Raw genomic sequence first — 12432 nt, 5'->3', positions numbered from 1 at the left:
TCGCCGGTCTGATCAGTGGCGCGGCGGTCGGCGATCGCGTGAGCGTGCGGTTCCGGGGAACTGCGCAACCGAATATCGAACGTTGATCTATCCCGTTTGAGCTGCTAGGCGCAGACAAGTTCTGTTCGGCGCGCAGTCCCGCTGGGTAGCGGGTTATCACGCGCAGTCTCGTAACCAAGAACGCAGTCGCTCAACTTCGGCCGCCGTGAGCGTGTGTACGACGGACTCGACGTTCGGCGTGATGACGAGAGCGATTGCGTCGGCCGGAACGTTCTGTCGCGCCACATCGATGGGTGCACCTGTGCCCTGTTCTCCGCCGAAGAACAGGAATGCGATCGGAGTCGAATCAGACTCGATCTGCTGCACCCGACCGTTGACAAGGCTCGAGAGTTCTTCGCCACGAAAGACGGCGACGTCGCTGGCAATCTTCATTGTCACGATGAGCTGGAGGCGACGAGTCAAGCCGCGGGGTTCGGCGGAAGCTGTGATCCGAAGACCGCCGGAATCCGACGTCCACGGTGACGGCATCTGGATCGCTTCCGCCTTGGAGGCACGTTTTTCGAACATGCCGAAATGCTACTGACGTGTGCTGCTGGGCGGGCCGCCCGCGAGCAGGAAGGCCCTCGCAGACCCCGATGAACCGGTCAGATCGACGTCCAACGGAGACGGCTCCATCACCCTCGGCGCCGACGACCGTCCCCTTGAAGCCGACGACGGCGCGGGCGGACTGACCCGCCTCAGACCTGATCTCGCGGGCCATCCTGCTGAGGATCGTCCTTTCTGGCGTCGGACGACCCTTGCGACCGATCAATTGGGCCGCCGCATCTCGCGGACGTTCGACGACCAGGGGAACCTGGCGGAGCTCGCGGTGCTTGGCGGCGCGGTCCGGACGTTCGCGCACGACGCGTTGTCGCGCCTCCAGGGCGTCACCGACCCCGCTGGCGCGACGTCGCGGCGACCGTCGACCCGACGGGCGTCCGCCGGGAGTTTTTCTCGCGATGTCGCGACGGCCGAGACGATCCTCGTCAACGGTCTCGACGGGGCACCTCGTTCGAGTGCGACGAGCGCGGGCGCCTGGCGACAATCCCCATCAGATCGCGTTCACAATCTCACGGGGAACTACACCTAGAGCTTGCAGCATTCATTGCCAACCATTGCGCCAGGCGAGCTCCCTCGTGCCGATTGATCGGCGGTCGAGTTTCACTTCGAGGCCGCGTTCCTTTGGGAAGTCCGGCTGTCCAACCGTGGAGTTTGACTCGCTGAGCACGGCAAGCCAAAGGCGGATGAAGCTGGTCGGTTCTTAAAGGGCATCGGCGCGTTCTACGCGGGTGTTGGATTCGACACCTCTGATTGCGGCCGTCTGACCTACTCGAGGACAATCTCGTTCGATAATCCAGACGCTTTCACCGCTACAACCCTGCCCTCGGGCCGTACGTAGTCGCCGTCGGCGCAGGTTCGTTCTGGGCGAGGGAGCACGCGCCGTGGCTGCGGCTGGACCCGGAGGTGTGCGACGTCAGCGAGCTTAGGCGAATTCGAGGTGCCTGTTCGGTGGGCACAGCTTGTGACAGGTCCAGAGACCCTGGCGGCGCTGATCGTGCCGGATCAGGAGTTCCCGGCGGCTCAGTCTGATGGCAGACCGTCCATCCATCTCCGGGACGATTTCGGTTCAGCGCCGTGGAGCACCATGACCGGGTGTGGCAGGTCGCCGACGAGTAGCGCGAGCGCATCATCGGGAACACCTGCCGTCGCCGAACCCGCCGCGGAGGAACGGGCAGCGCTCCCTGGGAGGAAAAGGTAGGCCTCGGGCGACGAGAGCGACTCCGCGATCCCGTGCCGGCCGCTCGGGACAGCGCGCAGTTCTTCGAGCGCAGTGCGGCCATGCCGGCGGCGGGCCTGATGCGGACAACTGGCTGCGACCCAGGGCCGAATCCCAATGGAAGCATCGTCCAGTCTGTAAAAACGTCCACTCCACGCCAGGCAGGAACAGCGGATTGAAGGATGCCATCAACGGTGCCGTGTCAGGTGCCGGCGGGCCTACGGTTGGTCTCCACATCCGCTGATGCGGAACAACGAACATCGGAGCTGCAGTTGACGAGATCGACGCTCGAACGCACAGCGCAGAGAAGGCTCGTGCGCAGGAGGCGGATTCTTGCTTCCATCGTGCTGGCGTTCGTTGTCTTGGTTCCGCTGCTCGGCTTCTTCATCGGACCGATAACTTTGAAGGCGTACGACGCCGGACATCGTGTCGAGCCGATCTGCACAGTCAGCTCGGCGCACAGCAGCATCGATTCGTCTCGTTCGTTGAAGGGCGTTGGGTCGTCGACATCTCAAGTCGTGTTCGAGACGTCTGACTGTGGAACGCTCGTGCTGCAGAGGGGTGTCACGCGCGACAACGAGGACGACATCGCCCGAGGTGTCGACGAGGGCGGGCGATACAGATTCGACGTGGGAGAGGGGTCCTACAACATGCGGGGATTCCTGAACGGAATCCGCCAAGCCGTCTACGTGAAGAGCTTCGAACCCGCTTGACCTCTCCGCGCGCTTCCGGCGCCGGTGATCGGGGATCGGACGGCGTTCCCCGGGTGCTGATGTCACCCGGTCGAAGGGCGGCGCTCAGCAGCCGGTGTTGAGCCCGGTTCCCACCGGGCTCGAGTTCTTGCTCGCTGGTATCCGTCCCTGGGCCGGGATGTACGTCACGTTGTAGGTCGACATCGCGACTGGGTCCGCGTCCGTGCTCGGGCGGTACTCCACGCAGACTGTTCCGCTGATGGAGGTCGACCTCTTCGTGATCTCCCACGTCCCGAGACGGTGGTGCTCGCCGAGCGGGTTCGCTTGCAAGTAGTCCTCGCTGTCCGCATCCAGCTCGCCTGCTGCGATGGACTCGAGCATGGAGTTGGCGGCGGCCTCGGCATCGGACGTGAGCCCTGGCAAGGTCGCCTTCCGTTGTGCCTGCGACATGTCTGGTTCCGTCTTCTGTGCAGGGGCGGGGTCGATGTTGCCCCCGCTGCAGCCGGTGATCGCCACCAGAATCGCTGCTCCGAAGGCGAGGGCGCTGGTCGAACGGCGGGTGTTCATCGTCTTGTGCTCCTTGTGTGTCATCGCCCGAAGACCTGCACGAATTCGTTCCACTGCGCCGGCGCACGCTGCTCGAGCCATCCACACAGTTCGGGGTAGGCCGCATCGATGGAGATGACGCTGATGACGCCGCGCTGCCCGTTCACCTTGATGTCCAGGCCGCCGAACCGGTTGGTGGTGGGACGGATGTGCTTGATCGCCGTCGGGTCGATGGTCCGTGCTGCGCGGAACATCGGGGTGACCACCAGCTGGGAGTCGTACGCCTCGACGCGACGGCGCTTCTGCCCGACGCCGAGGTAGACGAACAGGATCCCGAACAGCACCATGGCGACAGCAGTGATGAGCATCCCGATCGCGTCAGGGTCGTCGAGCAGCGTGAGCGTGGCGAGGAAGAAGAACCCTCCCACGACGATGAACACGATCCCGATGATCCGGAGCAGCAGGTAGTTCCACCGGCGTGCGCGGACGGTGAAGAGCACGCCGTACGCCTCGTCGCCGACGACGGTGGACGGTGGTCGCTTGCGATCGCTGCGGCGGACGAGCGCGCTGACGGCGGCCGGGATCGCGATCATCGCGAGCAGCGCGATGAGGACCGGCGAGAGGTTGAGTGTCACCGATCTGCCCCCGGTCGTGCGTGCGGACGTCGTCGTTCGATGGGCCCGAAGCCCTGGTCCCCCTGGATCATGCGTGCAGAGTATCAGCGCGGTTGTAGACGGCGAACGCGCAACTCCCCGGATGCGATACGTTGTATTCCAGTCGGGGCGTGTGGCCCGAACGGGGGCGGCCAGGGCGGCCGATCGACGCGGACCCGACGCCATCGAGCAACTAGCATCGATGTGCTCGACGATTCTCTTGGGGGGAAGACCGTGATCAACCAGCGTGCCGGGAACACCGGAGCACGAAGCACCACTCGCCGGCTCGTGGGGGCGGTCGCCGTCACCGGCATCGCCGCGCTGGTGCTCGCCGGGTGCACGTCCGACGACAAGCCGGTGGCTGACCCGTCACGGATCTTGCAGACGGTCGACACGCGTCTGGCCGCGGACGGCTCGATCACGTCGATCTCCGACACCGCGATCTCCGTCGCGGGCAAGGACTCCTCGTCAGCGACGACCGACCACGACCCCGCGAAGGCGGCTGGTGACCTCCCGCTCCGCATCACGACGCAGTACTCGACGTCGAAGAAGACCGGTACCGACCTTGCCGACCTCGACGGGTACTCGGGTCGTATCGCGATCGACCTGACGATCGAGAACCTCACGGTCACGTCGAAGAACCTGACCTACGACGTCGCCGGCACCTCACGCTCGACGCCGGCGCTCGTGGGTGCGCCCTTCAGCCTCGCCGCTTCGACCGTCCTCACCGGCACCGCGGCCGACCGGATCGTCACCGATGCCGCTGACTCCGGTTCGTCCACGGACGGAGTCGTCAGCACGAACGAGGACGGGGACGCGGTCGTCCAGTGGGGCCGCCTGCTGGCACCGCCGACATCCGGCGCGAGCAGCACGTTGCACCTCGTCGCCGACGTCAAGGACTTCACGGCGCCGACGTTCGACGTCGCCGCGCAGCCCGGGCTGTCCACGGACCTGTCCTCGACCGGCGTGGTGAACGCGGCGTTCGGGTCCGACAGTGACTCCGAACTCGCGCTCCAACGCCGCACCATCGACCTCATCTCGCAGGTGAACGAGGTGCTCGCACGAGCGGGCGGCACGATCACCGAGGTCCGGTCCAACCTCGAGACCACGTCGAAGACCCTCGGCGTCAGGACGGCCGAGCGGCTCAAGGAGAGCAGCTCGTCCCTGGCGGGCACCATGCGGTCCCTGTCCGGCGAGCTCGGTTCCCTGAACGGCGACCTCGGCACGACCGTCAAGGCGACACAGTCCACCGTGCTGCAGCAGCTCCAGCAGACCACGACGAGTCTCGACAGCCTGCTCGGCGACACCTCGGCGACGGCACCGGCCACGGTGCTCGACGGTAACGGGTGCGCGGCGACGCCGAAGACCTCGACCGCGGGTGGCAGCGTCTACGGCAACCTGCTCCGCGTCTCGTCGCAGCTCGAGGGCTACGCCGACGCGAGCGAGGCGTGCAAGCAGCAGGTCAGTGCGCAGTTGGCGGGATCCGTCGGCCCGGCGTCACCGGACGCAGCGACGTGCGCCCCTCAGGAGGCCCGTGGATCGTTGACCTGCGCGCTCTGGGAATCGTCGCGTGCGGTGAGCACCTCGTTGATCGGTCTGGTCAGCACCGGGCAGCAGCTCGCCGACCAGCTCGACCCCAAGCTCACGGACACGGCGATCGAGCAGTCGAACGCCCTGCGCGCCAAGCTCGGCGAGATCGACACCGCGGTCCAGGCCCTCGGAAGCGACGGCACCGGCGAGGTTGCTCGCAGTCTGCAGGCTTTGCAGGACCTGCGTGACCAGACCGCCGACGACCTCGGCCCCGTGCGCGACGCCGTCACGACGGTGAACCGGCAGGCCATCGCAGCGAGCGGGCTCGTGGGCAACGTCGACGATGGTCTGTTCAGCACCTCGATGCAGGCGCAGAACCGTGTGGTCGCCGACCAGCTCTGCGCCCTCGCGGCAACCGACCAGCTCGACGCGGAACAGGCGGATGCGCTGCGGGGCTACCTGACCGCGACCCCCTGCCCCGGCGCCGAAGAGGGCACGACGCTGAAGCCCGGAGGACGTTTCAGCACCCCGATGGATGAACGCCTCACGGACCAGGCGAAGCAGTGGGACGCGGTGATCGCGGCAACCGATCTCCGTTCCGCGACCGGCATCGGTGCCGCGATCACGACGCTGTCCGACGACGTCGATGCACTCGACGACGGCATCGCGGAGGTGCGTCGAGCGGTGCGCAACGACGGGGGTTCGGTCGACGGCGCAGCCCGCCAGCTCGAGGAACTCGTCGAGCAGGCAACGAAGTCGAGCGATGTGGTCGGCACCCAGCTGACCGCGATCAGCGCCCAGCAGTCCGAGCTGCAGGACGCCGTCCGCAAGGCCTTCGCAGACGCGTCCACGCAGTCCGAGAAGGACGTCCAGAAGATCATCGACCAGCAGGTGCGGCAGGTCAGCGAGACGGCGAAGGGCAGTCGTGACGCCGTCATCTCGGCCTTCGACAAGTCGATCGCCGGCCTCCGGTCCACCTCGGGCGAGGTCACGAAGGACTCGAAGGGAACGATCGACGAGCAGAAGAGCACGCTCGAGCAAGAGGGCTCGGAGCTCTCCTCGGCGGTCGACCGGCAGACGGCGTCCAGCCTCGAGCGGATCGCGGCCAGCACGAGCGCCTCGACGCGTGACGTGCAGGGTGCTTCGACGCTGCTGACCGGCGACCTCAACCGGGTGATGCTCGACCTCGGCGACCGCAAGGTGAACGGCTCCGGCATCCTCGGCGCCATGGCCACGAGCGCGGCCAAGTCCGACTCCGCCGACTACCAGCTCGCCCTGGCGTCGCAGAACGCCGCGGGCTACGCGAACGTCCGGGCCGAGGACGTCGCCGGCATCCTGCTCCAACAGGAGCAGTTCCGTGCATCGCTCGATGCGGCGACGACGCTGCCGGCGTTCCAGCTGAAGGTGCCCGCCAGCGCGACGTCGACCACGCTGTACACCTTCCGGATCGGGGCGAACCGATGAGCGACCAGACGACCGAAGCCACGGCGACGGAGAGCTCCGACGGGACGCGTCCGCGCAGCCGCCGTCCGCTGCTCTTCGTCGGCATCGCGGTGCTCCTGGTGGCCGCGGTGGTCGCCGCCGTCCTGACGTTCCGGGCGTTCGGCAGCAGCACCCCGGCCGAAGCGGTCTCGGCGACCGTGCCGGTGAAGATCACGGTGGCGCACGTCCCGGCGAAGACGACGATCGGCGTCATCGTCACCCTCGGCGACGGCGAGGGATCTGAGTGGAACGAAGCGGCGCAGGGTGCGCTGGTGGCGGAGCGTCGGCTCGCACTCGGCGGCACCGACGTCGCGCTCGTCACGAAGAACGACGGCGGAACCGCTGCCGGGGGCACGGCCGCGGTCGACGCCCTGGCGAAGAGCGGGGTCGCGGGCATCGTCGTCGCCTCGTCGGGCAGCCACGTGTCCGGCGCCCTCACTGCTGCTGCGGCGAAGGGCATCCCGGTCGTCCTGCCCTACGCTCCGGCGGAGAAGGACTCCTGGTCGACGGCGCCGGCGGCTGGCTCGATCAGCACGGCGATGACCACGGCACTCGGCGACGCCGACGCGCCACTGCTGGTCGACCTGGGCGGCGGTGCTCCGGCGGGCCTGCGGGTCGCGCACGTCCTGGACGGGGACGACACCGCGGACACTGCAGCGCTGGCCACGACCGTCGCCGAGCGCACCGGCGCGACGAGCAACGAGGAAGACGCCGATGCCGACGAGAAGACGGTGACGCCGGACTCCGACGCGGTCGTCGTCAGTGGCTCCGCGCAGCGCCAGGGTGCCTTCGTCGCCGCGCTCCAGGCCGAGAACGTCACGGTGCCGGTCGTCCTCACCCCGGATGCGACGAGCCCGGCGTTCGGCGCAGCGCTCGTCGAAGCCGGCGGCAGCCTGAGCGGCGCCTTCCGGACCGTGGGTGTCGCCACCGACGACGCCCGAGCGCTCGCCTCCGATGCCGGGGGGCGCGCGATGTCCGCCTTCCTCGGCGGTGTCCGGGTGCTCGCCGGCGACCAGGACGCCGAGAACCTGACCGGTGACCAGCCGTTCTCGGCGGTCGCGGGCGCAGCGGACTCGCGCAGTCACGACGCCGTCATCGCCCTGGTCCGCGCCGTCGGTTCGGCGCGGAGCGTCGAGCCGACGGACGTCACCGATGCCCTCGCCGCGCTCGACCTCGACGCTGATGCGGGCATCGCCGGTCCGGCACTCGACTTCACGCGGCAGCAGGCACTCGGGACGCCCGCGACGGTGCTCGCGGCGTCGGCGCAGCAGCTCGGTCTCCGTCCGGCCAGCACCGCGTCCGGCGACGGCACGGGGAGCGGAACCGACGCTGCCCGGACCGCGTCGCTCGTCTGGTTCGACGACTCCAGCACGGACTGACCCACCCACGCACCGACCCGGAAGAGGAACGCGAGCATGCGCCTGTTGATCGAGCTCGACGACCGACGTGATGCGGTCGAGGTCGACGGGTGGTCCGGCGCATCCTCGCTCGGGGACCTCGTGTCCGCGGCCATCGGCCTCACGCTCGAACCCGGCACCACCCTGGCGGTCGACGGGCACCGCACCAGCGTCGACACCCCGCTCCGGGACCTCGTGCTGCTCGAGGGATCCCGCATCGGACGAACCCCCGAGGAACGTCCGCTCGGCACCGACGGCTGGACCGTCACGCTCGCCGGCGGGCTCGAAGCCGGGCTCGTGGTGCCGGTCCCGCGCGGGCGGGAGCTCGTGGTCGGAAGGGCACCGCAGGCCGACGTCGTGCTCCCCACCGAGAGCGCTTCGTGGGAGCACTGCACCGTCGAGCGCGAGGACGACGGTGTGCGGGTGCGTGACGCGGGATCGACGAACGGCACCGTCATCGCCGGGGAGCGCATCGACGCCGACGGCGTCCTGCTCACCGGGACGACGAGCGTCATCGTGGGCGGGGCCGTCCTGCTCGTCCGACCGGTTCTCGAAGAGGTGCCCGTGCCGGCGGCCGGGTCCCTGTCGAACCTGACCCCGGCGGCGACCGCGCCGTTCAACCGCCCACCACGCGCCGGACGGACCTCCGACGCCGAGACGGTCGTGCCGCCCGGACGCAAGGACGTGCCGCCGGCGTCGAAGTTCAGCTGGATCACCGTCGCCGCGCCCCTGGTGCTCGCCGGGGCGATGGTGCTCCTGCTCGGCGACGCACGGTTCGCGCTCTTCGCCCTGCTCTCCCCGGTCACCGCGATCGGCATGTGGTTCGAGCAGAAGCACCGCCGCGCGAAGAACCTGAAGGAGGAGGACACCCGCTTCGCCGAGGCCGTGGAGTCCTTCCGCGGTGAGATCTCCGAAGCCGCGGCCGTCGAGGCCGCCCGCCGCCAGGAGCTCGTGCCCGATCCGGCGACCGTGGTGCGGCGAGCCGAGCTGCCGACCACCCTGCTGTGGCAGCGCCGCTCGGATGACGAGGACTTCCTGAGCCTGCACGCCGGCACCGGGGACGCTCCTTGGCGGCCCGAGGTCGACCAGCGTGCAGCGTCCGCGAAGCTCGAGGACGAGGCGAAGGCCGCCATCGCCGACAGCCGTCTGACGGCCGCGCCGGTGGTTGCCGACCTGTCCGACGCCGGCGTCGTCGGGATCGTCGGCGACCGTCAGGGCGCCCTCGCCCTGGCGCGCAGCCTGCTCACGCAGGCCACCGTGCACTGCGGTCCAGCGGACCTGACGGTGGGCGTCTTCTGCGACGCGGGCCGCGCGGAGGACTGGGGGTGGGCCTCCTGGCTGCCGCACGCGCGTGTGGCGGGGAGCAGCACCGGCGCCCGCTGGATGTCGGGGCAGCGCGACCAGAGCGCGGCGATGCTCCGTGGCCTGCGGGAGTCGCTCGACGAGCTGCCGACGCCGAACCTGCTCGTCGTGGTCGACTCCGAGGTGCTCACCGAGGGACGGGATGCCCCTGCCCGCAACCTGCTCGGCCAGGGCCGCTCGGTGCCCGGGCGGTCCCTGCGCCCGGGGGAGCGACCACGGCGGGTGAGTGGGATCGTCATCGCGACGAACGAGCAGCAGCTCCCAGCCGCCTGCACGTCGATCATCACGGTCGGTGCCGATGCCGCCGCCACGGTCTACCGCCCAGAGGACCGGACCCGTGTCGAGGACGTCGTGCTCGCCGGCCTCAGCGTCGAGACCGCCGAGCGCAGTGCCCGGAGCGTCGCCCACTTCGACGATCCCGAACTGCTGGTGCCGGGGGCGTCCTTGCCCTCGCTCGTCCGCCTGCCCGAGCTGTTGTCGAGCGCGGGGATCCGCGCGGCGTGGGACGCCCGCACGGGCTTCTCGACCCCGATCGGCTCGTCCGAGAGCGGTGTGCTCGAGATCGACCTGGTGCGCGACGGCCCGCACGGCCTGGTCGGCGGCACGACGGGTTCCGGTAAGAGCGAGTTCCTCCGGTCCCTCGTGGCCGGGCTCGCCGCGCGCAACGACCCGACACGCTTGAACTTCCTGCTCGTCGACTTCAAGGGCGGTGCGGCCTTCGCGGCGTGTGAGCGCCTCCCGCACACCATCGGCACGATCAGCAACCTCGACGAACAGCTCGCCGACCGTGCGATCCGGGCACTCGAGGCCGAGCTCGAGCGACGGCAGCGCGTGTTCGCCGCGGCCGGGGCGGACATCGACAACCTCGACGCCTACCTGGCGACGAAGCCGAACGAGCCGATGCCGCGCCTGCTCCTCGTCGTGGACGAGTTCGCGATGCTCGCGAAGGACTTCCCGGACGTCCTGACGTCGCTCGTCAGCATCGCGGCCGTCGGCCGAACGCTCGGCGTCCACATGATCCTCGCCACCCAGCGGCCGGCCGGTGTGGTGAGCGAGGACATCCTCGCGAACACGAACATGCGGGTCGCCCTGCGGGTGCAGAGCCGCGAGGACTCGACGAACGTCATCGGTGTCCCCGCCGCAGCCGGGATCGGTCGACAGCAGACCGGCCGCGCCTACGTGAAGCTCGGGCAGGACGACATCACCCCGGTGCAGACCGCCCTCGTCACCGGCCGTGCCCGTGACGAGCGTGCCGAGCAGCCGGTCTCGGTCCGGCCGACGGATGTGTTCGGCGTCCCCGCGCCGATGCCGACACCGGCGCCGACAGCGTCGGACGTCACCGACCTCGACCAGCTCATCGAGGCGATCGGGCAGGCGAACGAGGCTGCCGGGTACTCCCCGCCGCGCCCGATCTGGCCCGAGGCGCTCGGCGACCGCGTCGAGCTCGCCGCCCTGATCGACCCGCGCCCCGCAACGGTGCCCGTCGCCCTCGCCGACGACCCGGACCACCAGCGCCAGGTCACCACCGGATGGGACCTCGACGAGGGCAACCTCATGCTCATGGGCATCCCCGGCAGCGGGACGAGCACCGCCCTCGCCACGATCGCGCTCCAGCTCGCCGCCGCGTCGAGCCCGGACGAGCTCGACCTCCTCGTGCTCGACATGGGTCCGGGGGACCTCGCTCCGCTCGCACAGCTACCGCACACGACGGCCTACGTCGGCTCCGGTGCGGGTGCGGGGGAGCTGCAGACGCGGTTCCTGCGGCACCTCCGCGTCGAGCTCGAGCGTCGCCGTGCGGCACCCGGTGGGCGCCGTGCCGTGGTGCTCATCGACGGCCTCGCCGCCCTGCGCGACGAGTACCAGGACTTCGAGGGGCAGCAGCTGCTCGACGCGCTCTACCGGGTGTACGCCGAGGGTCCGGCGCTCGGCATCTCGTTCGCGGTCTCCACGACGCGCGCGAAGGCGGTGCCGTCGGCGATGGACGAGGTCACCACGCAGAAGTGGATGTTCCGCCTCGCGGATCCCTACGACTACGCGTCCATCGGGGTCCGCCCCAAGGACGTCCCGCCGCCGGTGCCCGGCCGCTTCATCGACTCGACCAGGCGGCTACAGTCGCACGTCGCGACGCCGGACGTCCCGCTCGCGCAGGCGGTCGCACGGATCGCGGAGATCCGGTCGGACGGTACGAAGAAGGCCAGTGCGGTCGGCCGGCTGCCCGACGCTGTGCTCGTGGACGAGCTCGGTGCCGGAGCGGTGTTCGCGGGTGAGCCCTGGCGGATCCCGATCGGCATCGCCGAGGACGACCTGCAGCCGGCGTCCGTCGAGGTCTACGACGGCGAACACGTGCTCGTCGCCGGCCCGGCGCGGTCCGGCAAATCGAGCGTGCTCCTCGCCGTCGCCGAGCTCGCACGGACAGCCGAGGGTGTCCGTCCAGCGGTCTGGGCGATCTGCGACCGCCGGTCGCCGCTCGCCTCGGGTTCGTTCGACCGCATCGCCGTCGGCCCGGACGAGGTCCCGGCCCTGTTGGCCGGGCTGCGGCTCGAGCGTGGACCGGTGCTGCTGTTGATCGACGACGCGGAGCGGTTCGAGGACGGCGACCAGGCCATCGCGACGCTGCTCACGACCGAGCGCCCCGGACTGTGCGTCGTGGCGGCCGGCCGGTCCGCGGACCTCCGGTCGCTGTACAGCCACTGGACCCGAGCGGTCCGGAAGTCCCGGTGTGGCGTCCTGCTGCAGCCGGACGTCGACTACGACGGCGAGCTCCTCGGTGTCACGCTCCCGCGTCGTGCACCGGTCGCGCTGACCGTCGGCCGCGGCTACGCCGCTTCAGGCGGGACCGTCCGTCTCGTGCAGACCGCGTCTGCTGGCAGCTGACCGAGACGCCGAGACCGTCGACCGGGAGGCCCGTGGCTGCGTCCGCCACGGACGGCAGGATCGACCCGCAGTCACGACCA

8 protein-coding genes are annotated in these 12432 nt (G+C 69.7%); 5 read left to right on the top strand and 3 right to left on the bottom strand.

Annotated features, from left to right (window positions below; translation table 11 throughout):
• Window positions 1-156 precede the first annotated feature (156 nt).
• On the bottom strand, window positions 157-567 hold the full coding sequence (locus M4960_RS08315) for a hypothetical protein (protein ID WP_132099074.1): 411 nt from the start codon (window positions 565-567) through the stop codon (window positions 157-159).
• 19 nt (window positions 568-586) lie between these two features.
• Between M4960_RS08315 and M4960_RS08310 the strand changes: the two genes are divergently transcribed.
• Complete coding sequence (locus tag M4960_RS08310; protein WP_132099073.1) at window positions 587-1129, top strand: RHS repeat protein; 543 nt, start codon at window positions 587-589, stop codon at window positions 1127-1129.
• 959 nt (window positions 1130-2088) lie between these two features.
• On the top strand, window positions 2089-2529 hold the full coding sequence (locus M4960_RS08305; protein ID WP_248704000.1) for a hypothetical protein: 441 nt from the start codon (window positions 2089-2091) through the stop codon (window positions 2527-2529).
• Window positions 2530-2613: 84 nt separating this feature from the next.
• Here M4960_RS08305 and M4960_RS08300 read toward each other — a convergent pair whose 3' ends face one another.
• Both M4960_RS08300 and M4960_RS08295 read right to left on the bottom strand, forming a co-directional pair.
• Window positions 2614-3075: a hypothetical protein gene (locus M4960_RS08300; protein WP_248703999.1), complete on the bottom strand. Its 462-nt coding sequence runs from the start codon at window positions 3073-3075 to the stop codon at window positions 2614-2616.
• Window positions 3076-3095: 20 nt separating this feature from the next.
• Window positions 3096-3689: a hypothetical protein gene (locus M4960_RS08295; RefSeq protein WP_248703998.1), complete on the bottom strand. Its 594-nt coding sequence runs from the start codon at window positions 3687-3689 to the stop codon at window positions 3096-3098.
• A gap of 252 nt (window positions 3690-3941) precedes the next feature.
• Between M4960_RS08295 and M4960_RS08290 the strand changes: the two genes are divergently transcribed.
• The 3 genes from M4960_RS08290 to M4960_RS08280 are packed head-to-tail and all read left to right on the top strand — an operon-like array spanning window position 3942 to window position 12352.
• On the top strand, window positions 3942-6701 hold the full coding sequence (locus M4960_RS08290) for a hypothetical protein (protein WP_248703997.1): 2760 nt from the start codon (window positions 3942-3944) through the stop codon (window positions 6699-6701).
• On the top strand, window positions 6698-8098 hold the full coding sequence (locus M4960_RS08285; RefSeq protein ID WP_248703996.1) for a hypothetical protein: 1401 nt from the start codon (window positions 6698-6700) through the stop codon (window positions 8096-8098). The genes M4960_RS08290 and M4960_RS08285 overlap by 4 nt, the downstream gene beginning before the upstream one ends.
• Window positions 8099-8134: 36 nt before the next feature.
• Window positions 8135-12352 carry an FtsK/SpoIIIE domain-containing protein gene (locus M4960_RS08280; protein ID WP_248703995.1) on the top strand — a complete coding sequence of 1406 codons (4218 nt, stop codon included), beginning with the start codon at window positions 8135-8137 and terminating at the stop codon, window positions 12350-12352.
• The last annotated feature ends 80 nt before the right edge of the window (window positions 12353-12432 follow it).

Origin of the sequence: Curtobacterium sp. MWU13-2055 (genome assembly GCF_023242305.1) — a bacterium.
In the GTDB taxonomy this organism is placed as follows: Bacteria; Actinomycetota; Actinomycetes; order Actinomycetales; family Microbacteriaceae; genus Curtobacterium.
The sequence above is the reverse complement of the archived record's forward strand: the minus strand, read 5'-3'. Positions and strand labels throughout refer to the sequence as shown.